A 22,493-nucleotide genomic window follows, 5' to 3' on the forward strand; every position below is an offset into this window, starting at 1 on the left:
AGGTATTTATTCAGGGCATTTTTACTCAAGTTCTACAAAGAGCATTGCAAGCAGTATAAAGGCACTTCCCAGAAATACGGTCTCATAACCGAAAGGCTCCAGAAAGAAACTTCCAAAAACCGGGCCCAGCCCGAGCCCGGCGTAAATTCCGGTATTGAAAAGCCCCATTGCAAAGCCACTTGAGCTGACTCTGGAAACTGCCATAATCAGCCCTACGACTGCGGCCCCTCCTCCTGCCCCCATCAGGAAGAAGGCCAGCAAGGGCAGTTTTACCGAGAGAAGGATACCTGCTGATGCAAGGATTATCCCTATCTTTATTATATTCTTTGAGTTAATAGCTGCCCTGCCTGCGAGCAATGAACTAAGCATTGCTGCTGCATAAGAAGTTGAAATTGCCAGTCCGAGTTCGGGCTTTGTCAGGAAACCAGCACTGTAATCCGCGTAGTTTGCTGTTAACAGGCCTGTCGTCCCATAAACAAGCACTGCAATTCCCCAGATTTTCCCGAAATCCGTTTTAAACAGCGTTTCACTGGCTTTTTCCAGGTAACTTTTCAGTTCGGGGAGTAGAGGAGCATTCTGCTGCTTCATCACGAGATTTTCACTCTCCGCAAGCGCAAACTTCTGCTGTCTGTTATTATGGGCAAGAAGTTTTCCGGCTTTCGATAGAAGTAAAATACAGGAAACGCCTGCCAGGAAGGTGAAGCTAATTATTGCGGTTTTAATCCCAATCCCTGCAAGCATCCCGGAAAAGAAAACACCTGCAGCCAGCCCGGCGTTTAGCAAAAAGTTAAATTCCCCAAGGCTTTGCTGGCTGTCTTTCCATTCTGCAATTATAGAGAAAGCTGCAGGAAAAAAAGCTCCGCATCCCACTCCTTCCAGAAATCTGAAAATTCCAATAATCAAAGGGCTGTCAGAAAATATGATAAAAAATCCCGAAAGGACAGTCAGCAGCATTCCAAACCTTAGCACCTTCAGGTTCCCTACTCGGTCTGCCAGGATTCCGAATGGCACGAGGGCAAGCAGAGCTCCCATAAAATATCCGGAAAATATAAGGGTTGAAACTGCAGAACCTCCGTTGTCTCCTCCGGCAAGTTCCGGAAGGACGGGGATTACTGAGTTTGAGAGGCCCTGGAGCGCAAAAACTGAAGAATAGAGTGCTAGTTTTTTGGGGTTCATAGGCTTTTCGATTTTATGTTTTCAGCCTTATACCGGTCATTTACTCGATGCTTATTTTTCCTGGTTTCTCAATTTACCCTTAATTGAAACATTACTCTGATCTCTAAGATTGCTCTCGCCTCTAAGAATACTCTGATTCCTAAAAATACACTTATCTCTATAAATCTTCCTGAATATCAGGAAATCTCGTGGAATAAATATCTTACGCAATATGCTGCATTATTCGGCTGGAATGAGCCTGTGGTAGAAGCCTGGCTAAACCTGCTGGTGCTCTTCACTCTCTCAATATCAGGGCACCTGCCAGAATACAGCCGTTTACGATAAACAGCTTTTCAAAACTCATAATGTCTGTAAAAAGCCCCGCAATAATCGGAGCAAAGGAAAGCCCTGCATAGGTGGTCGTATTAAAAAGTCCCATTGAAAGCCCCCTATAGGCATTCATTCGGGCAACAGCCAGGGCAAAACCTACAGTTGCAACTCCGGAACCTCCGCCAAGGCTTGAGAATCCAAGCAGGGGATATTTTATTGCAGAGAGGGCTCCGAGGGTGGAAAATCCTATCCCTATTCGAATTAAGGTTTCCTCTTTTACCTTGAAGCGTCCACCAAGTAGGGAAGTAAGCATTGCACAGACATATAGACTGGAAATCGAGATGCCAAGCTGGGCTTTCGTTATAGTGCCGAAGCTGTAGTCTGGATAGTAGGCTACAAGCACTCCAACTGCTCCGTTAAGTAGAAAAGAACTGAGCCAGATCCCTGAGTTGTCACGGCTCAAGAGCTTCTTAATATCTCTGTAAGGTTTTCTGAAAAGGTCGGAGCCTTTCAATGCATCTGGTCTTTCTTTGCTCTCAGGATAAGCCAGTTCTCTGTATCTTGAAAACAGGTAAGTGGTTAAAAGTGAAGTAAGAATTGTAAAGATAAGGATTGCTCCTTTCAGGTAGGTTTCTGCCAGCAATCCTGAGAGAAAAGCTCCTGCTGCCAGACCTGCATTGAAAAGGAAGGTAAATTCCCCTATATAACGTCCCGGATTACTGAATTTTGAAAGTATTGTAAAGGCAGCCGGGAAAAAAGCTCCACAGGCAGAACCTTCTATAAACCTTGCAATCAAAAGAATCCAGAGGTCCTCCGAGAACAGAATTATCAACCCTGAAGTGGCAGTCAGAACGATACCTAGCCCTATGAACTTTAAATTTCCGAACCTGTCCGCTAGAATCCCAAATGGAAGCATTGTTACCAGGGCTCCGAGGAAATAGGCTGAAAAGAGCAGGCTTGACGCAAATTCTCCAGAGGAACTGTCACTCAGGTTCGCAAGCTCCGGAAGGATAGGGATAACTGCATTAGAGAGCCCCATTATAGTAAAAGCTGCTCCGTAAATCAAGAGCCTATCAAGGTTCATAGCACTAAAAATCCTTAATTAAGTATATAGTTTCTCTTTGTATCAGTTTTCTGAAATCCACCTGCCGAATGCTAAAACTTCCCAGAAAAGTCCTTAAGGGTTTCTTCACTCCCCTGCAGGATTTTTATCCGTTGCACAGTAATATAATCTACATTAAAAATATTGATTTCTGGCTGCTAGACCGTGCTCACTACCGCAACATCACGGTTTTATTATAATATACCGGATAGAATGCATAGCTATTTATATAATTAGTTTGAATAGGGGTAATGTAAGTAATGTGAGCGGGAAACTTTTTTCACATACCATACCCCCCACTCCCCATATGACCCCCCACTCCCCAACCCGCTCACACTACTTCTACTTATCAATTTAATGAGTAACAATGGAACTCTTTTCCTAATTTTTTAAACTCTCAGCTCACTATTTCTTTCGGATTTCAGTTCTGTTTCTTCCGAGTTTCAGTTCCTGTTTCAGTTCCTATTTCTTTAGCTTCCCAATTCTCTTTTTATCTACTATAACTGATAAAAAAGATTCATAATGGGTTATTTCTATGAAACTGAGGAAGGTTTAATGCCTCTCATGGGACTCCCGTACTTCCTTACTTTAGGAAACACCTTTGCCTATCATAAGGGGGAGAAGAGTATTGCTATCGTGTTTAGGACTTTATCAGGGCGTAGAGGGCAGGCCGGCAGTGTCCTTGGAAGGATCACCTACAGCATCCCCTATTGCAGCTTTATGGGCTTCACAGATTTTCTCCATGCGCTCCATCTTCGGTCAGTTTTTTTGCGTTATCCCGCTTCTCTCGTTATCCATAAGAGGAGCAATAACGAACCCTGCTACTATGAGCTCTATCTTTAAAGAAAAAATACCCGGAGAATAGAAAAAGAACTTTCGGTTCGTATCTCATGTGGAAGAAGCCTTACAACATCCGGGATATTGTAAGGCTTGTCCCGGTTATTCTTGATCAGCAGCCGGTTCCTTCATTACTTCCCTGCTGGGACTTTCATTCCTTAGAGGGATTCTCATTCCATAGAATGAGCGCCAGACAAAGAAGAACGCAACCAGAAGGAATATGCCTCCTACATAGGGAGCCATATTTCGGAATGACTCCGAGATAGCGATTTCCATCGCTAACAGGCCGAACAGGGTAGTGAACTTGATAATCTGATTCAGGGCAACTGATGAGGTATCTTTAAACGGATCGCCGACAGTGTCACCTACTACGGTTGCTTCATGTAAACGTGTGCCTTTTTCCTGAAGGTCTGCTTCGACGACTTTTTTGGCATTATCCCAGCACCCACCTGCATTTGCCATGAAAACAGCCTGGAACAGTCCGAATACGGCAATAGAGATCAGATAGGAGCTAAATAATGCCACAGAGTCTTTTCCGGCTATGGGGGCAGAGAGGCAGGAAAATGACAGAGTAAAGGAGAATATGGCGATGAATATATTGAACATTCCCTGCTGCGCATACTGGGTGCAGATTTTTACCACTTCTTTTGATTTTTCCGTGGCTGCTTTCTGGCTGGCGTTTTCATCAAGCTGTATATTCATCTTGATATATTCAACTGCCCTGTAAGCTCCAGTAGTTACAGCCTGAGTTGATGCTCCGGTAAACCATTAATTTGAAGTATATTTTTATCCTGATAAAAGACCAAAACTGGAGCTTCAGGTTTTTTCTACTTTGTTTATGGTCTATTTAATCCGGGCTGCAACTCTCTCAAGATATTTTCAATAAATCGACTTTGAATTGTTAAAACATCGTTTCTACAAAAGCGTAAACAGTTGTTTTTTATATGTACTTTTTACCCCTTTCCCGGGTAATAACTCTAACTTAATTCTCAGAAAGCCCTTCTCTTTCTACTAATAGTATATGTTTTCCGGCCGACGAAACCAGACTGGTTACAATTCATAGCCTATCGCTGAGGCAATACAAAGAACTGGAATTGGAATAATAGCAGTTTGTTGAGGGCCTAATCCTGTAGATTTTACCTTTTAAAGGGCTTGTCCTGTGTTTTTTCAGTTAAATTCCTCTAAATTATAAAGATATCGGTAAAATTCAGATAGAAAAAAGAAATTCTATTTGTAAAATCGCATTCACTAGGCATTTATATACTAAGTTAATAAGGTAATAAGTTTCCGGGTTCCGGGACAATATTGTAGAAAAACGAAGTTTTTTATTCTGATTACATAACAATAACTTTTGAAAGACCACATTGGTAGAAAAAATACTAAAGAAACGTTACTTATAAATCTAGCTGCATAATACTGTGAAGTAGATTTATATAAGATGCCCATTACTACGTGTGTGCTCATATTGAAAAACGAGAATTATTCCGAAATTGAATTGGGCAGTTTCCGTAGATCTCGACTAAACTATCAGTATGAGTTTAAACAACTAAACAATTATTTAAAAAGTACTTCGAGTACCCAGCATCCAAAAAGATTTTTGCGATGTTTTCCGGAGGACGGTTGAATTTATGGATGTGTTAATCTACCTTGCACCAATATGTGCCCTTATTGGTCTGATTTTTGCAGGTGTATCCTATAAAAATGTCCAAAAAGAAGGCGAAGGGAATGATGTTATCAAAAAAATTACTGCGTCAATTCACCACGGCGCCATGGTTTACCTTAACAGGCAATACCGTGCGATCGCTGTTTTTGTCGTTTTGCTTTCGGTTATAATTGCATTAGTTCTTCCTAATGGAATTCTTACTGCAGCATGCTTTGTCTTAGGCGCAGTGTTCTCTGCAGCAGCCGGGTATGCAGGTATGCTTACAGCTACTATTGCAAACGGCAGAACAACAAATGCTGCCGCAAGAGGCATCGGTCCTGCGTTCAGGGTTTCATTTGCGTCAGGCACGGTTATGGGAATGAGCGTTGTGGGTCTCGGCTTGCTCGGGCTATCAACTTCATTTATAATTATTTCAAATTATTTCACAGATCTCAATTTTACTACCGTAATGAATATCATTGCAGGTTTCTCACTCGGGGCTTCGTCTATTGCTCTTTTTGCCCGCGTAGGTGGCGGTATATTTACCAAAGCTGCGGATGTCGGAGCTGACCTCGTAGGCAAGGTGGAAGCCGGAATTCCTGAAGATGACCCGAGAAATCCTGCTGTAATTGCTGACAATGTAGGCGATAATGTCGGAGACATTGCGGGCATGGGAGCCGATCTATACGAATCCTATGTCGGCTCTATAGTCGCAACAATGCTTCTTGCAACATCAACAGCAGCTATAACCTTTCCCGGCGTTTCGATTGAGAATGTCATTCTGGTTCCACTGCTGATTTCCGCTGCTGGAATTCTTGCATCCATTATAGGTACTTTTTTTGTCCGTACGAAAAAAACCGAGGCTTCGGCAATTCATATGGCATTCAACCTTGGATTGATTTCTGCAATTATCCTGACAGTTATTGCGTCATATTTTATTACGTCTCAGCTTCTCGGAGAGTACGGATTAGAGGTCTTTTTTGCAAGTGTTGCAGGGCTTGTTTCCGGGTTCCTTATCGGGCAGATTACGGAGTACTATACATCGTATGAGAGAAAGCCGACCCGAGCGGTTGCAGATTCCTGTTTAACCGGCGCGGCTACAAATATTATCACAGGTTTTGCAAAAGGGATGGAATCGACAGTCTGGCCTGTTATCATCATCAGCGCTACAATCTATATTGCATACCTGCTTTCCGGCCTCTATGGCATAGCTATCGCAGCCGTAGGAATGCTTGCTACGCTCGGGATCTCACTGTCAGTTGATGCCTATGGTCCTGTAGCCGATAACGCAGGCGGTATTGCCGAGATGTCCCACCAGAAAAAAGAGGTACGTGAGATTACCGATACCCTTGATGCGGTAGGAAATACGACCGCAGCTATTGGCAAAGGTTTCGCGATCGGGTCGGCAGCTCTGACTGCACTTGCCCTCTTCTCTTCTTATAGTATTGGAGTAAATCTTACTGCTATCGATGTTATGAACCCGAACGTGTTCATCGGGCTTATAATCGGTGCAATGCTGCCTTTCCTCTTCTCGTCAATGACTATCCTGGCTGTCGGAAATGCCGCAGGGGAAGTTGTTATGGAAGTGAGGAGACAGTTTAAAGAGATCAAAGGTCTCATGGAAGGCGAAGCCGAGCCTGACTATGGCAAATGTATCGCAATCTCAACGCATTCTGCCCTGAAAGAGATGATCGGGCCCGGCATACTCGCAGTCGTTTCACCCCTTGCCGTCGGACTTATACTCGGGCCTGGTGCACTTGGAGGGCTGCTTGCAGGCTCTGTAGTTTCAGGCTTTATGCTTGCAATTACGATGTCCAACGCAGGCGGGTCATGGGACAATGCCAAAAAGTTTATTGAGAGCGGAAATTTTGGTGGAAAGGGTTCGGATGCACATAAGGCAGGTGTAACAGGAGATACTGTAGGAGATCCTTTCAAGGATACTGCAGGTCCGGCAATCAACATCCTCATAAAGCTCATGAGCATTGTTGCGGTTGTGTTTGCACCCCTGTTTATCGTCTGATATCCTTTTTTTCTTTTTTCCTTTTTTCTTCCTTTTTTCTTTTTTGATTCTTTTTTCTTCATTAATTAAGCTAGTTTCAAAGTTAGGGTTGTTTAATCTACCAGTGAAGTATTTAATTTACTTTCTCTCTAATAGGAAAGCGTATTCCTATTGGAAAGAACTCAATTAAAAACTTTTTGCTTCAGATGGTCCGAAGCAGATGCTAAGATCCGGTTGATAAGGAAAAAACAGAAACAATAGTAAATTAAATGGATAAAAATTACTTTCTGTACTTTTCCGGCCAAAGCAGTAGATATACCGGTTAAAGCCTGGAAGGTCGGGAGAGCTCAGTTAACTCCCCTAACCTGCAGTAGCTGGAACTCTATTTCGTCCGGGACTGTGGCGAGGAAAATAAATGTATTGTACCCTAGCTTTTGAACTTCTTTAATCGCACCTGCCTGGGCTTCGGTTAAATCCCTTGAGTCGCTCACAAGGCAGAAAGATTTCCGGTTTCCTGTGTTGACAAGGAAATTAAAAACACTCCCATGGGTATTCAGGAATGCGACGAGATTTTTAAGCTCTTCCCAGGTGCTGCACATGTGAACGTTTTTGGATCCCATGTTTTCCACATACCAGTCCTTGCTCACGTAAGAGTACGACGCGTACTGTTCATTCAACTCATCATGGGCTTTGAGGATCTTGCTAGCATCTTTTCTCAGGTTTACCCATTTCCAGCTCTGCGTTGTGAAATAGCGGGCTGCCACTATCTCAAAAATTGCTTGTTTATCGTCGTTTTCGAGTCTCATTTTTTTCACGTCTCTATTTGTCTGCATTTCTCACGCTCAGAACTCATCGTCCTGGGCATAGCTTCTGTTAAACTGCAGGGCAAGTTCGGCTTTTTCAAGTTCCCTTCCCAGATATGCGGCATGATCCAGACGGGAGACCAGTTCCAGTTCAAGCAGGCTGTCCATAACTTCCCTGGCGTTTTTTCCCACGACTGAAGCTTTCTCGTGTTCGGCTACAATTAATCCGCCGTTTCCATTTCTGATGTCCGGTACTATACGTATGCGGACAGGGCCTGCAGGGTCTACACGCCAGATTTTCGAAGGTCTGGCCTGGATCGCATTTTCCGGGAGTGGAAAATCAGGCCGCCTGCGTTTTTCCTTTATGCAGAGGAGGTCAAGCCCCAGGTCTTTTGGAGAACTTTCCCTAACACTGGAAAGCATCATCATCTCCGATGCTCTTTTGAGCTCCCTGATCGAACCCTGCGCCTTGTCACTGAATTCGGGGGTGAAGAGGATACTTGCTCCGGCTTCTGCTCCTATCCCACAGAGCATGGCATTAACTCCTATCGTATCTACATCCATAAGCTCAGTAACATTACCGACCCCGAGGAATACGGGAATCTCAGGATACATCCTGTGAAATTCATAATAGCGTACAATGGATTCGGTAATGTTGTGACCCACTGGATCAAGAACCGGATCGGCTATAATTTTCTCAATCCCAAGCCTGCGGGCAGCTTCGACATTCCTGACAAAGCTTTCCAGACTCCTTTCCTCATCCGGGATTATAACGGCTGCAATCCCTGCTCTGGCAATGATGGGGCCTGCGGTCTCAAGATTGGTGCTATTAAGACTCAGGACAAGGTCTGCTCCTGCTTCTACCCCTTCTTTTATCAGTTCAGGATCAAGAGTATCTATGCTTATCGGGGCTTTTGTAAAGGTTTTTGCAAGGGATACGGCTCTTTTAGCCTGCTCCGGAAGGGTATTAAGGGTAGCCCCAAGATCGATTATATCTGCTCCCCGGGCGATAAAAGCTTCGATTTTTGCCTGGAGTGCCGGAGCATCCATTTCCATAGCTCCTACAATCTCTCCCATCACCTTCATGCGAGCCTTTCCTCCGATTTTCACACCTCTAAGTGTAAGGGGCGAGAGGGCTCCTTCTTCAGTTTTTCTTATTAACTCAATAGCCATCTCCTTACGGACATCAGCCAGGAGTTCACAGGCAGGGACTTTTTCGGAAAATTCTACTTTTCCGGCAAACTGGAGTACAAAACCAAGGTCGTAAGCATGCTTCGGTCCAAGCCGGATTTTACACCCCAGTTCCTCAGAAGCTTTCGAAAAATCTCCTGCCACAAGCCCCGAAAGCAGGATAAAATCATAAATTTTCGAAAGTCCGGCTTCCTGAAAAGCCATAATCAGCTTTTTAGGGGTGATAAAGGCGGCAATGTCAATATCAGCTACGAGGATGTCAGCTTTTTCCCCGATTGCTTTTCTGACGGTATTTTCCGCAAGCCGCCCTGTTGCAATCAAAATCTTCATGTTTTTTAGATAGAAGCGCTAATAAAAAAGAGTATCTGTTTGAAACGAATAGGTTAAAAATTATCAGGGATGAAAAGCCCGAACTTTTCAGCTTGGAGAACCCGGGCTTTTACTTGAGCCTGATTTAATTTATAAAATCAATGATTGACTCGTCATGCTTCTTTCTAAGAGCCCCTGCCCCAGTCCTTAACCGGTCTGCAGGTGACATTTTCCCGAACCTTCTTTCCTGCATGAAGTCAGTCTCGGTTCTGGCTTCCAGGATTCCGGTTACTGTCTGAGGACCAAGTATCTGGGCCGACTGCACACCTGTCATGATTGCCATTACCCTGACTTTGCCTTCATAATCCTCTCTGATCCTTGCGCCCCAGATGACGTTTGCACTTGGCGAAAGTTCGTAGGTAAGCATGGATGCAATTTCCTCAGCTTCCTTGAGGCTCAGGTCCGGTCCGCCGGTTACATGAACAAGGCTTCCGGTAGCGCCCTTGTAGTCAACATCAAGCAAGGGGTGGTTTAAAGCAGTCCTCACCACTTCAGTGCTCTTATCCTGGCTTTTTGACTCACCAACCAGCATAACTGCAACGCCGCCACAACTCATTATAGTCCTGATGTCGGCGTAGTCAAGGTTTATAAGGGAGGGCACTGTGATTGTCTCGGTTATTCCCTTTACGGTTTCGGCAATCAGCTGGTCCATTACCGAAAAAGCCTGGTCGATAGGAAGGTTAGGCACGTAGTTAAGCAGCCTGTTATTATCCAGGACAATTACTGTATCGGCTGCCCTGCGCAGGTCTTCAAGTCCTTCTTCGGCTTTGAAAATCCGGGCTCTTTCAACCCTGAAGGGGCTGGAGACCATCCCTACAACGATTGCTCCCTGTTCCTTTGCAACTTCGGCAACTACAGGAGCAACCCCTGTCCCGGTACCTCCGCCAAGGCCTGCAGTGATGAAAACAAGATCTACGTCCTTCAACACTTCTTCAAGAGTACCCCTTGCAAGTTCCGCAGCTTTCTTTCCTGTCTCGGGGTAACCGCCTGCACCCAGTCCTCGCGTGAGGGTTTTTCCCACGAGGATTTTCTTGTCAGCTCTAACATTATCAAGGTGCTGCTTATCGGTATTGATACAGACCGTTTCTGCGCCTTCGATTCCTATATTAAAGAGGCGGTTCACTGTGTTATTCCCGGCACCCCCGCATCCTACAATCATGATCCGCGGCTGACCGAACTCTTCGAAGTCGTCATCAGAGGAGGAATTCTTCCGATATTCCTTCTCTTTTTCGCTGAATTTCATTGCTTCCTGTACTATAGATTGCAATTCTATCCCCTCGACTGGATTTGTGTCTGATGTTTACTTTTGACTCCCCACCCTTTACATCGGGGGTCACATACCTTTCAATACTCTGAGTGGAGTTATGAGATAACTTTTAAAACATACTAAAGATTTTCATCCGTTATCTTTAATAAGTTGGCACTCTTGCGAACTTAAATATTTCGGACGTATTTAAACAATACTTTTAAATTGTTTATCAAGTTTAAATATGTCACCCATAAATCTCATATATTCACTCTCTTACTTCCTTTAACATTTAATTCTCAAAGATGCAGGGTGAGGAACTGCCAAAATGTTTATATATATCAACTTAATTTTTTATAGGGAGTCTTCTTCCTCTCAGCAATGCTCTCCTGATTCTCCAAGTCAGGGCAATTTTTCCGATCTAATCTTCTCCATTCTTTTATGCCATGCCTGGCTTCAGGGACCAGCACTGTAATCCTTTGATTCTTTTTGATAATATTTTCGACCGGAATTCTTTCAATTTAATGAGACTGTTTATATTATTACTTTTAAGTAGAATTCTCCTATTAAAAACTGTTTCGGTATTATTCCGAGATTTCGGGGCTCTTGCTTGATTTTTTGGATTAATGTTCCTTAAATTAATATAGGTGTTTCCATATTTATGGTTCACCAGCAATAAATTTCAGGGAATCTCCTTAATTTTATTTATCTGGATATCTTCAAATTAATTTATTCAGTATCTCGCCGAAAACCAGATCTTTAATGAATAGACCACTAACATTCGAAAGAGGCACTATTAATAAAATATGTTAGATTCGCAAAAGCCGTGTTATATTTATAAGAGCATAATTAAAACTGTACCTATCCCAGGAATTTTCCCGGGAAAGCTTTAAAGTCTCAAAGTCATTTTTATCTTAATTCCGGGAATCCTGGTTGCATTAATTCCTGTGAATCTAAATCCAAAATTATTCAGTTTTCATTCTGGAGTCAGAACCGTGTTAAAAGCGTTAATTTTCGATATGGATGGCGTTCTCGTGGATTCCATGCCCTTCCATGCAGCAGCCTGGAAAAAGGCCTTCCTTGATATGGGTATGGAAATTCAGGACAGGGATATTTATGCAATCGAAGGTTCAAATCCCAGGAATGGGCTTCCCCTGCTTATCCGAAAAGCCAGGAAAGAACCTGGAGCATATGATTTCGAAGCTATTACCTCAATTTACAGGCAGGAATTCAAAAGGGTCTTTGAGCTGAAGGCTTTCGAGGGAATGAGAGAATGCCTTGAGGTGCTTAAAACGCGCTTCTTGCTTTCAGTAGTTTCGGGCTCTGACCACCTCATTGTTCACAGTATCGTTGACCAGCTTTTTCCAGGCATATTCGATATTGTGGTCACAGGAGACGATATTATAAACTCAAAGCCTCATCCCGACCCTTTTCTTAAAGCTGTCGAACTCCTTAATGTGCAGCGGGAAGAATGTGTGATAATAGAAAACGCTATTCTGGGTGTAGAAGCTGCAAAAAATGCCGAAATTTACTGCATAGGGGTTCCCACGTATATCGAGCCTTCACAGCTTGATAGGGCAGATCTTGTAGTAGGAGATCACCGACAGTTAATGCAACATCTTCTAGGTCTTGAGCCTGATAACGGGCTCAGGGCATGAAAAATTTTATTCTTTTCTTCAAAAAGAGAATTGTGGCCCCTGGGGGTCACAGCAACCTTACGGTTTCAAGGTTTGTAAGAGCCCGGGTTTCAATTTTCAATTTCTTGTAAACCGAACTTGCCAGGTCAACGCAGGCTTTCTCATCCCCATGTTCGGTAAAGACCCTTTCAGGACGGGGCTGCATTCTCTTGATGTAGTCCATAAGCTGCCTCCTGTCGGAGTGACCTGAGAAGCCGTCAACTACCTGGACTTCCATATTCATCTTAAGAATCTCGGTGCTTCCGCCCCTTCCCGTCATCGGGATTTCCTTCCATCCTTTCTGGATTCTACGTCCGACTGTCCCATCAGCCTGATACCCTACAAACACCAGGGAATTACGCGGTTCATCAGCAAAGGTTTTGAAATAATCCATAACCGGTCCTCCATTCATCATACCCGAAGTTGCGAGGATAACGCAGGGGTGAGGGTTCTGAAGTATTTTCTGGCGCGCTTCATGAGAGTCAACCGGCCTGAAGCATTCGGACAGGAAGGGATTCTGGCCTTTCTGGAAGATCAGTTTCCTCAGGTCATTGTTAAGGTACTCGGGATGTGTAGCGTGAATTGCCGTCGCCTCCCAGATCATTCCGTCCAGATAGACCGGAACTTCGGGAATTAGCCCTTTCCTTATAGACTCTTCAAGCACAATCATAACTTCCTGGCTTCGGCCGACTGCAAAAGCCGGAATAAGGCAAATTCCTCCTCTCTCCACGGTATTCTTAACTACCGTTTGGAGGTGCCTTTCAGCGTCTTTAAGTGAGGGCTGGAAAGCATTGGAGTTCCCATATGTAGCTTCACTGACGACAGTTTCAACCCTTGGAAACTTATTGACGGCAGGATCGAAAAGTCGTGTCTTCTCGTACTTGTAGTCCCCCGTAAAAACCACGTTATGCAGTCCGTCTCCTATATGGAAGTGGGAAATGGCTGATCCCAGAATATGACCTGCATTATGGAAAGTGAGTTTTATATCCGGAGCAATGTCCGTTACTTCCTCAAAGTCCAGAGGAATTATGTGCTTAAGGGTCTTTGCTACCATACCTGACTCGTAAGGAATCTTTTTCCCTTCTTTCGCTGCCACATCAATATAGTCGAGCTGGAGCAGTACCATCAGATCCCTTGTAGGCGGCGTGCAGTATACAGGCCCTTCGTACCCGTACTTGAAAAGCAAAGGAACAAGTCCCTGATGGTCCAGATGTGCGTGAGTAACTATCACGGCATCGATCTGATTTAAGGGGAAAACTTCAGGAACATACAGGTAAGGAGTCATGTTCTCATCCGAGCCCACATTGACTCCGCAGTCAATCAGGATCCTGGATTCCGGAGTTGAAAGCAGGAAACAGCTCCGCCCTACTTCTTTGCACCCTCCTAGTGATGTAATCCTTACCCACTGGTCTTTTGAGGTACACTCTTTGTGAATCTTCCTCCCTACGGATTTGAGGATTTCCTTTCTTTCCTTGAGGTTGTTCCTCATAAACTCCCTGATATTTTTAACTGTACGGGATTTGATAGGGGGAGTTCGCACAACCTTGGGAATCCAGCCGATTTGTTTTGTGATTTCACGAAGGGTGGCTCCGTGCTTTCCTATCACAAGACCCGGTTTTTCGGCTTCGATAATTACTTCACCGGAGTCAGGGTCAAAATAGTAACTCGAGATTACGGATTCTTTTGGAACAACTTCTTCGATTATAGAAATAGAGTCTTCAGGAGTTGCAAGTACCCTGGGGTCAGGGCGCATGGCAATCCGCGTTCTGAGTTCTTTTGCCAGGTTGCGAATAATATTCCCATCGTCTGCGAATTTTCGGGGTTCTTCAGTGTATAGCACAAGCTGAGGACCCTCAAATTCCACATCGGTAATTGTAACTCCTGCGGGTAGGTTTTTCTCAATTTTATGTTTGAGGTCTAATAGCACGTCTTCAATAGGCATTAAGAATCTTCCTTTTTGTCAAAAAATGAAAAAGTATGTGGATGTTGAAAAAATAATAGGTTGAAAAAGATGTTAGTTTAGTGTTAAAAATAAAAAACCAACAAATCAAGTTATTTAGTTAATGAAACCCTTATGGATTTTACTTCTTCGGGGTCCAGCCTCCTGAACGCCTCCTTAGTAATCACCACTACATCAATATTCTCTCCGGATGCTGAATCTCTTTTAGTTGCGTTGTGGATCGCCCGGATAGCAAGGTCAAGGCCTTCTTTTACAGTCATGTTTTCTCTGTACTGGTCCTCAAGGACCCCGTATGCCATGGGAGAACCTGAACCTGTAGCCGAGATTCTTGTCTCTTCTATGCTTCCTCCAAGGGCATCCAGTGAATAGATCCCAGGGCCGTTTTTGTCAACCCCTCCAATAAGGAGCTGAACCATCATGGGATAGTAGCGGTTGGCGTTTAAGAAGTTTGACATCAAGGTTGCAATACCTTTTATTGTCATAGATTCGTTCCTGCGCATCTTGTAAAGCTGTGATTCCACATTTACGAGCCGCACAAGTTGCTGGGCATCTCCTACCGAACCAGCAGTGGTCATTGCTACAAGGTCGTCAACCTGGTAAACCTTCTTTGCGGTTTTACTTGCGATGAAATTCCCCATTGTGGCTCTCTGTTCGCTTGCGAGCACGATACCATCGGTACAAACTACTCCTACGGTAGTTGTGCCCTTTAGATATTTGTCATTATCCATAAACATACCCTCATAATAAGTTAAAAATGAGAAAATGTCGCTAAAAAAAATGTTTTAGTGAGGTGAGTATTTTTAACTTAAATCGCAGGATTTAGCACTTCATTATCTCATTATTAATATCGCTATATATAAGTTTTCCTCCTCCCTTTTATTGATCGCGTTTAAATCTAAATTCGGAGGAAGATCTGGCAAAATAATTTCTTCTCTTTTTCCGTTACAGGATACTTAAATGTTCTGATCTCCTGATAACTGCGGGATTTAACTGAAAAGTCCTTCGACCTCCTCAGCAAGTTTATTTACCCTTTGAATTACATGTTCCGGTACTTCTTGCTTACGCATTAGCGCAGTTCTCTCAGCTATAGTTATTCTATGCGTTCCCTTTACAAGGTTATCGGCATGGGCAACTATTTTTTCCTCAAGGCTTCGCGGGAAATAGTCATCCTCAGGAAGCCCTAACTTTCTAGCCTCTTCCTTTGAGATTCCTGCTCCTATATGTCTTTTTATTATCTCGGAAATCTCCGGATCTATTCCCCTGGTTCTGGCTAGCCTGTACCCTTCTACCGCATGAGCGATTTCATGAGTTCTGCATCTCCCAAAATCGTGCAGGAGAGCCCCGATTTCTACCAGTTCCGAATTTACATTATGTCCTGCTGTTTTTGCTTTATTTGCCATCTCAACTGCGAGCGATGCAACTTCCTTACAGTGCTCGATCACATTGGGAGAGCATCCGGTTTCTTCAAGCAATTGTATTGCTTCGGTTCGGGTAGGCAAGGCAGATCACTTATACCGAACTAAGGGCATCTACGCGTTTTTTCAGGACTTCTATAAAATGTGAATTGTCGTAGAAGGCTAGGTCTTCTCCACACATAGGGCAGAGAAACTCAGTTTCCGTAGCTTCGTCAAAAAGGAGGCGAACGCAGCCCTGCGGGCAGGTATAGAAAACATTGTCTTCTTCAAACTCAAGGCGCGTCTTCAGGTTGCGGAGCAATTTTTTCTTTTCCCTCATCAGCTGGTGCTCTATATCAGAAAAATCCAGGCGCCAGAGGTATGTTAACCATCCACTGTTCGAATCTCTCTCCCTGCGGCAGATTGCAAATTTATTCTCATATAATATGAAGAGTGTTCTCCTCACAGTGTTCAGCAGAACTCCGGTCTTTGCTGCAATTTCTTCATCCGTAACCTCACCTTCGGGCATATTTTCTATCATCTGTAGCCCTTCTTCCCCTACAAGGCTCATGAGATATCCTCTAATTACCTTGTCATGTACATCGACCAATATGTTCACCTCGCGAATGCCAATATGAATTGGACATACCAGTATTAAAGTTTACATTCCCCTTTTTTCTTCAGGTAACTTTCTTTAGCCCGAAATATCTAACTTTCTTAATCCTGAAATTATGTGTTTTCGACATATCTCAGGCACTTTTTCTTTCCATCTGGTTTTCTATAAAAGCTTTTATTCTATTTGCCCCTCTTTTAATTGACAGGACTGCCTCTTCCCTGGTAGAGGTGCACGCGAACAGAGAAGTAAGAGGCCCATCAGGCTCTGCAACAGTTCCCTGGGATGGGATGTCAGCGCCTTTTTCCCTCAGAATGACGTCCATGAGTCTTCTGTCTATAAAAAGTTCTCGATCCGAGTAGATTATTCCTCTTGCAGCAAAACATTTAGCTTCGGGTTTTTCTGGAAGCTCCCCTCTGAAGCAATCGACATGGGCATTAAAAAGGTTAATGTTCATCGCCTTCTCGACAGTATCGAGACTTCCCTGGAACCTCGGGTTTATTTCAAGTACCACAGGCCCTTTTTCCGAAATCAGGAAATCCACCCCGTTCGAGCCCTGGAGTTTGAATCCAAGCACCAGTTCCTCAGCAAGGGTTTCTATTTCCTCAACTTTGTCGGTCCTGAAAGGGGTTATATTTCCGCAATAAGCAAAGGGCAGCCGCGAAAGCCAGGGTATTCCTATTAACTGCTCATTCACAGCTACTGCGAGAGCTTCATTCTTTGTAGAAAGCAAGGAAACGCTTGAAGGTATCCCTTCAATAAATTCCTGGACAACAACTTTCTGTTCCGTAAGCTCCGGGTTCAGTTTGCGCAGTTCCTCGAGATTAGCTAAAAGCTCATGCCTGTCTCTGGCAACCCGGTTGAAGATACCTCCTCCTCCTGAAGCTGGCTTAATCATAACCGGATACTCTATGGCATCCATTTCTTCCGGAGAATAGCAGCGTGGGTGAGGGATTCCAAGGGCTTCAAGCCTTTTTGAAAGGTATAGTTTATCTGAAGCTTTCTGGATGGCATCCGGACTGCTGGCAAGTACAGGACAGGAAAATTCCTTATGGTCCAGCATCTCCAGTCCCGAGCCCGGAACAAGGGCATCAAATTCAAGTCCGAATTCAGCCATTTGAGCTTTTATCCGTGAAGTGTCGAGCTGATGCAGTTCCTGTACGGTCCTGCACTCCAGAAGTGCCGACGCGTGGGCACATTCCTGCAGGTCAAGATCACAGAAAGCATCTATAGAGCAGACCGTATATCCAGCCCGGCTTGCAGAGCAAACAATGTTCCGGGTATTAAATCCGATTACAAGGATATTCTGCATATTTCCTCTTCCCTAGCCTTTCATTTTGCCTGCGAAATCTCGGAGTGTGCCAGAGCAAAGATTCCGTATGGGGTTTTCAGGACCGGGATCTCGCTCCCGGCTTCGGCATTGAAAGACATCGGCTTCTTTATGGCAACAGTCTCATAAGTCTCGGGATCAAGCACCAGAATCGCATTGTCTTCAATTGAGACAAGCACGGTTAAAACCGCGTCTCCCATGTTGCCTATTTTCTCTGCTCCTTTTAACTCCTCAGGAGTTGAGATAAATCTGGAACCATCCTCTATGGAAATTCCGTTAACTTTTTTTCCCGAGCTCTTGACCTGGATAATCTTTCCTCTGAACCTTATTACATCCCCTGGCCTGAATTCGGGAAGCCGCAGGGAGAAAGTAACCCTGTAAAGGTTCTTTCCATCTTTCATTCCCACAAGAGTGGGAGATTCGGAAAAGCTGCCTCCCAGTTCGGAAGTAATTAGCCGGCAGACCTGCCTGCTGGCATTCATGGAACCCATGTAAAGGTCGATACCTTCCTTCTGCTCCAGAACCTCACTTATAAACGCCAGACGGTCACCCTTTTTTTTCATGCTCTCCATGGCTTCCCTGGCGATAACCATACAGCGCCTTTTCTCTTCTTCGGCAGGAAGCCTGCCTGCCGCCCTGATCTGGATTATAGCTTCAAAGTATCCTCCGGACTCCCTGCTGCACATATCGCAGGCTGTCCGCTGAATCCTTATCTCGGTTTCAGCTTCGGCGTGCACAGCCTCTTCCCGGACCACAGCATCGACTTCGGCTCTCACCCGGTAAATATAGGGCGTAATCTCTCTGGGTTCGAGATAGATTTCCACGTCTCCGGCTTCGCTGTGGATGAAAAGGGCATTTTCAACAGCCTTCAACACCACATCTTCCGTATTGCCGATATCTTCCCACCGGCTTCTATGAAAGTGCGCTCCGCAAGCTGAACATATCCTTACATGGAGTACATGGGGCAATTCAATCAGCTTGAAAGTCTCAAAAAAACAGTCCCTGCAAACCGAGTCAAAAAGCCTGTAGCATTCTCTGCCGCATCTGGGGCATGTGATGAAATTCATCTGTAATCCTTACTTTATGGTGTTCTTGAAATAGTAAAATCTTCTTGAATAACAGCCTTCCTGAAAAGTAATCTTTGAGTTCTCAGGAAGGAAAATTCTTGGAATAAACTACCTGAATATAACTGACAATTTACCTGTTAACCCTGCTCATGATATTTAAAAATAGCTGGATTTACAAATTTTATCTTTTACTAAGGTTCCCCCAGTTTCCCGAAACGCAAAACCAGCGGAAAGTCATGTCAGTATTATCAGGTGAATCAGCTATAGATGAATTTAAAAATATATAGTTTGAACCTTTCTTAAATAGGTATTTGTCGTATATAAAGATTTCCTGAATTGTCTGAGTCACACAGGTTCCACAGGTCTTTTAATTCTTCTGCCAATCATATCCTGTTTTCTTTGTTACTCTTATTTTATTAGCAACCCATTCTACAGAGTTACCTGAATTTGATGAAATAAAGCCTTCTTAGTACTCTTGAGTTACTTTCACTCTAATCGAAATTCTGATGGTCAGGTAACACTTAAACTATCAGAAAAGGGATTCCAGCCTGACCTTCAGGAAATTGATATATATTCATTAAATCAAAGTTACTTTAATGAGTAGATTATACAATTTTTTAGAGGTACAAATCCCTTTAAGATATGTAAATTATATTAGGCCTTTTTTATTAAGGGATTAAAATGCAAAGAAGATTGCTAAACATATTTGCAGGTATATGCCTTTTGTTGGTATACATTGTTGTTTTACATTCTGTTATCGGGCATAATACTCTCTCTGAAGAAACAGAAAATAATACGTTAGTTATACATAATCAGGATAATACAAGTCATGAAGTTACTGTGAAATTATTTGATTCAAATAATAGCTCTATATTTAACGAATTATATGTCTTGGATCCTGAAGAAAAAATAAAAAGTCAATATCCGGCTAGATTGGTAACAGGGACATTTATTGAAGTTATATTAGATAACAATATTACAAAGACTGAAACTATTTATTCGAATTTGAGCGATACAGACGTAATATATATTAATATAGATGAGCATCGCGGTAATCAGCTGGATCTAAGTATTGTTTCTCCATGAATTTGATTGTATCAAACCGGGCAAATTTCTCTTAATTTCTATTTAAGTGATAGCGTCTTTTCTGTCAATTAAATCAGGTAATAGTCTCTAAAAAAGTTAGGATCCTCAAAAATCTTCTATTAGTGGCAATTTCCTCTATTCTCACCATATATAGAAATATAATTCGTTTGCTATAAAACTTTGGATTAGGAACTAGAACTAGATCTGAGCTTATATGACTGCAAAGTTCTACATTCTCTGTTTTTATATATTTGAGTACTTGTTGGGGCATTACATTCTATATTCTTCCTGTATAAAGTTTCTAATAATCAAAGATAAGGAAGTAATTGCAGAATCTAAATGGCTGCAAATACCATAAATTTAACACTTTATACAAAAAGTTATAAAGAGTGAATACAACTAAATTTATAGAGTCTGAAAGATTTTCCAGTCATCCGAACTCCATAAAATCTGCCCCAAGAGGCGTGGATTATGTTAGCTTTGCTTTTATTTAAGCTTGCCTGATTCTGCCTCCTAGGGTTAAAAGGAGGACAAAATGTGAAAATTGGTAAAAGAACGTTGATAGTAACGCTATTACTAACTATTTTTTTGGTAAATATGGCAGCTCCGGCGTCAGCATACTCGTATAGTGGATATAAATGGAACGCAAATTATGTAGTTCCTAAGATAGACTCTTCAGTTCCAAGCTCTTGGACAACTGCTATAAAGGCAGGTGCAACTGCATGGAATAATGCGGGTGCAGCGTTCACCTTCAAATGGATAACAAGCGCAGCCGACAACAGGATATATTGCACAAGTGCTGGAGATACATATCTAGGACTTGCTGTTCCAACCCATGGTGGGGGTTATAATATAGGTTATAAAACGTATTTTAACACCGATTATCCTTGGTCAACAGCATCAGGTGGAGAATCAGGTAAATATGATGTTCAGAGTGTAGCTACTCACGAATTCGGGCATTGGTTAACTTTGTGGGATTTATACGATTCTATAGATTCCGAGAAAACAATGTATCAATGGACAGCTAGCAACGAAATAAAGAAAAGGACTCTCCATTCAGACGATATAGCAGGTATTAAGCATATTTATCCTTAAAAGGTGATGACAATGAATAAGAATATAAAATATATGATCATTTTTGTTGGAGCAGTTTCATTGATAATGTTAAGTGCTCTAGCGTTGTCAGGCTCACAGGATAGTATTAAACTTACAAATAGTCCCTCACAAGATAACACTAAACTTGCAAATAATGATATGCCTTTATATAGTAAATCCAGTGCATCACTTCCACTACTAGATACTGAAGAATTGAGTAACCGCTCTGAGATGATTGTAATAGGTATAGTGAAAGAAATACTTCCAAGCAAATGGACTTCTGCCGACGGGAAAAGACCTAATGGTATTGATTCATTTAGCCTGGAGAACTCTATCTACACAGATATTACCATAAGTGTAGACAAATATCTCAAAAACCCGTCGTCATCTAAAGAGGTCACGGTGAGAATAGATGGCGGGACAATAGGAAATGATACTTTAGAAGTTGATTATGAACCAACATTCAAACCAGGTGAAAAGGTTCTACTTTTTTTGACGGACGATGTTGTTACAAGTACTAGTAACATTGAGCCAAAACATCTCAGAGTTACAGGATGTATGCTAGGTAAGTTCACATTGACTGATGATGGGAAAGCTGTAAGACGTGACAAAACTGTCAATCAGGATGAATTATTGAGCGCAATTAAAGAATGATGTAATTTGTATTAGAATACGGTATGTAGTTTAGTTTTATGAACACATTCAACAAAATAAAAATATGTTGATAGAATTACTGCATATAACGAGGAGCTAACGCCCCTCCTTTTTTTATTGGTGATTGATATGAGTAAAATAAATAAAAAAATTACCATTTTTATTATTTTTCTGATTTTTGTAGTAATTATGGATTATTTGTAAAAATGACAATTTATACTCCAACAGTAACTCCTGAATCAGAAGAGAGAAAAGTAGCTGGTTTAACCATTCAATTTATGGATGGTATCAGTGAGCAGGAAGCAAAAGCTATTCTCGAAAATTACAATCTGGCTAGATATAAGCTAGATTTTACTGTTGATAATATGCCGGACAATTACTACATAATAGTAGATGAAGATGAAGTGATGGATATAAAAAGTGAATTTGGAAACGAAAAAGATTGGACTGGATTTACTTCTGATGTTAAAAAAGGAGATTATTACATAATTCTGGTATCTAAACAAGCTATTCAAAATGAAACTTTCCTTTCAATGCTGGATAAATACGATCTTCAGGCTATAAATTCTTCTATTGCCATATTATCATTACGGATCGCCCATATAAAGGGATTTCAGAGGAACGTGCGAATGAATTAAAACGTGAGCTTGAGATGAATGAAAATATCTTCACTGTATATTTTGAATCAATTGAATCGTGAACTACCTCGCCCTAAAACATGAACCTGACGGTTCAAGTTTTTGAGGCAAAGTTTTTGATATTTGCAGCATAAATATCTCGATCATGCAAAGTTTCGCGTTCTCTGTTTTTATATATTTGAATACGCGTTGGGGCATTACATTCTATATTCTTCCTGTATAAAGTTTCTAATAATCAAAGATAAGGAAGTAATTGCAGAATCTAAATGGCTGCAAATACCATAAATTTAACACTTTATACAAAAA

The 22,493-nt window shown here is 42.5% G+C and carries 17 protein-coding genes and 2 pseudogenes; 6 read left to right on the forward strand and 13 right to left on the reverse strand.

Translation table 11 applies throughout. The features are described from left to right. Positions 1 to 21: 21 nt before the first annotated feature. The 4 genes and pseudogenes from EQO05_RS08670 to EQO05_RS08680 all read right to left on the reverse strand — a co-directional run. A complete protein-coding gene (locus EQO05_RS08670; RefSeq protein ID WP_128505643.1) occupies positions 22 to 1,176 on the reverse strand; it encodes an MFS transporter in 1,155 nt (384 codons plus the stop codon). A 274-nt stretch (positions 1,177 to 1,450) separates the two neighbouring features. Next, positions 1,451 to 2,569: an MFS transporter gene (locus tag EQO05_RS08675; protein WP_128505645.1), complete on the reverse strand. Its 1,119-nt coding sequence runs from the start codon at positions 2,567 to 2,569 to the stop codon at positions 1,451 to 1,453. 669 nt (positions 2,570 to 3,238) lie between these two features. Then, positions 3,239 to 3,331: a sodium/proton-translocating pyrophosphatase gene (locus EQO05_RS15960; protein WP_164888513.1), complete on the reverse strand. Its 93-nt coding sequence runs from the start codon at positions 3,329 to 3,331 to the stop codon at positions 3,239 to 3,241. 195 nt (positions 3,332 to 3,526) lie between these two features. Further along, positions 3,527 to 4,180 (reverse strand): annotated as a pseudogene (locus EQO05_RS08680) (sodium/proton-translocating pyrophosphatase); the annotation flags it as partial. 872 nt (positions 4,181 to 5,052) lie between these two features. Here EQO05_RS08680 and EQO05_RS08685 point away from each other — a divergent pair. Then, on the forward strand, positions 5,053 to 7,086 hold the full coding sequence (locus EQO05_RS08685) for a sodium-translocating pyrophosphatase (protein WP_128505647.1): 2,034 nt from the start codon (positions 5,053 to 5,055) through the stop codon (positions 7,084 to 7,086). A 326-nt stretch (positions 7,087 to 7,412) separates the two neighbouring features. On the opposite strand, the gene EQO05_RS08690 is transcribed toward EQO05_RS08685, so the two are convergent. The 3 genes from EQO05_RS08690 to ftsZ all read right to left on the reverse strand — a co-directional run bounded on the left by EQO05_RS08690 (position 7,413) and on the right by ftsZ (position 10,695). Beyond that, positions 7,413 to 7,871 (reverse strand): hypothetical protein, encoded by a 459-nt coding sequence (locus EQO05_RS08690; RefSeq protein WP_128505679.1) that lies wholly within the window; start codon positions 7,869 to 7,871, stop codon positions 7,413 to 7,415. Positions 7,872 to 7,907: 36 nt separating this feature from the next. Continuing rightward, a complete protein-coding gene (locus EQO05_RS08695) occupies positions 7,908 to 9,389 on the reverse strand; it encodes a dihydropteroate synthase-like protein (protein ID WP_128505648.1) in 1,482 nt (493 codons plus the stop codon). Positions 9,390 to 9,513: 124 nt separating this feature from the next. Further along, a complete protein-coding gene (gene ftsZ / locus EQO05_RS08700; protein ID WP_128505650.1) occupies positions 9,514 to 10,695 on the reverse strand; it encodes a cell division protein FtsZ in 1,182 nt (393 codons plus the stop codon). A 974-nt stretch (positions 10,696 to 11,669) separates the two neighbouring features. On the opposite strand from ftsZ, the gene EQO05_RS08705 reads away from it, so the two are divergent. Beyond that, positions 11,670 to 12,332, forward strand: a complete 663-nt coding sequence (locus EQO05_RS08705; protein WP_128505652.1) for an HAD family phosphatase — start codon at positions 11,670 to 11,672, stop codon at positions 12,330 to 12,332. Positions 12,333 to 12,378: 46 nt separating this feature from the next. Here EQO05_RS08705 and EQO05_RS08710 read toward each other — a convergent pair whose 3' ends face one another. The 6 genes from EQO05_RS08710 to EQO05_RS08735 all read right to left on the reverse strand — a co-directional run bounded on the left by EQO05_RS08710 (position 12,379) and on the right by EQO05_RS08735 (position 18,714). After that, the gene (locus EQO05_RS08710) at positions 12,379 to 14,292 is read right to left on the reverse strand and encodes a beta-CASP ribonuclease aCPSF1 (RefSeq protein WP_128505654.1); all 1,914 of its coding nucleotides are present in this window, start codon (positions 14,290 to 14,292) and stop codon (positions 12,379 to 12,381) included. A 110-nt stretch (positions 14,293 to 14,402) separates the two neighbouring features. After that, the gene (psmB, locus tag EQO05_RS08715) at positions 14,403 to 15,038 is read right to left on the reverse strand and encodes an archaeal proteasome endopeptidase complex subunit beta (protein ID WP_128505656.1); all 636 of its coding nucleotides are present in this window, start codon (positions 15,036 to 15,038) and stop codon (positions 14,403 to 14,405) included. Positions 15,039 to 15,296: 258 nt separating this feature from the next. Further along, positions 15,297 to 15,809, reverse strand: a complete 513-nt coding sequence (locus tag EQO05_RS08720; protein ID WP_128505658.1) for a TIGR00295 family protein — start codon at positions 15,807 to 15,809, stop codon at positions 15,297 to 15,299. A gap of 10 nt (positions 15,810 to 15,819) precedes the next feature. Continuing rightward, positions 15,820 to 16,314, reverse strand: coding sequence for a transcription factor E (gene tfe / locus EQO05_RS08725; RefSeq protein ID WP_128505659.1), 495 nt, complete (start codon positions 16,312 to 16,314; stop codon positions 15,820 to 15,822). Between the two features lie 139 nt (positions 16,315 to 16,453). Then, the gene (locus EQO05_RS08730) at positions 16,454 to 17,629 is read right to left on the reverse strand and encodes an ATP-grasp domain-containing protein (RefSeq protein ID WP_128505661.1); all 1,176 of its coding nucleotides are present in this window, start codon (positions 17,627 to 17,629) and stop codon (positions 16,454 to 16,456) included. Between the two features lie 20 nt (positions 17,630 to 17,649). Then, positions 17,650 to 18,714, reverse strand: a complete 1,065-nt coding sequence (locus tag EQO05_RS08735) for a 60S ribosomal export protein NMD3 (protein ID WP_128505663.1) — start codon at positions 18,712 to 18,714, stop codon at positions 17,650 to 17,652. Between the two features lie 726 nt (positions 18,715 to 19,440). On the opposite strand from EQO05_RS08735, the gene EQO05_RS08740 reads away from it, so the two are divergent. The 4 genes and pseudogenes from EQO05_RS08740 (at position 19,441) to EQO05_RS16220 (ending at position 22,249) form a co-directional block, all read left to right on the forward strand. Then, positions 19,441 to 19,800, forward strand: a complete 360-nt coding sequence (locus EQO05_RS08740) for a hypothetical protein (protein ID WP_240664502.1) — start codon at positions 19,441 to 19,443, stop codon at positions 19,798 to 19,800. Between the two features lie 537 nt (positions 19,801 to 20,337). Further along, a complete protein-coding gene (locus tag EQO05_RS08745) occupies positions 20,338 to 20,895 on the forward strand; it encodes a matrixin family metalloprotease (protein ID WP_128505667.1) in 558 nt (185 codons plus the stop codon). 12 nt (positions 20,896 to 20,907) lie between these two features. After that, positions 20,908 to 21,549, forward strand: coding sequence for a hypothetical protein (locus tag EQO05_RS08750; protein WP_240664504.1), 642 nt, complete (start codon positions 20,908 to 20,910; stop codon positions 21,547 to 21,549). A 365-nt stretch (positions 21,550 to 21,914) separates the two neighbouring features. Next, a pseudogene (locus EQO05_RS16220) lies at positions 21,915 to 22,249 on the forward strand (UPF0228 family protein). Positions 22,250 to 22,493: the final 244 nt, after the last annotated feature.

This window comes from Methanosarcina sp. MSH10X1 (assembly GCF_004099695.1).
In the GTDB taxonomy this organism is placed as follows: domain Archaea; phylum Halobacteriota; class Methanosarcinia; order Methanosarcinales; family Methanosarcinaceae; genus Methanosarcina.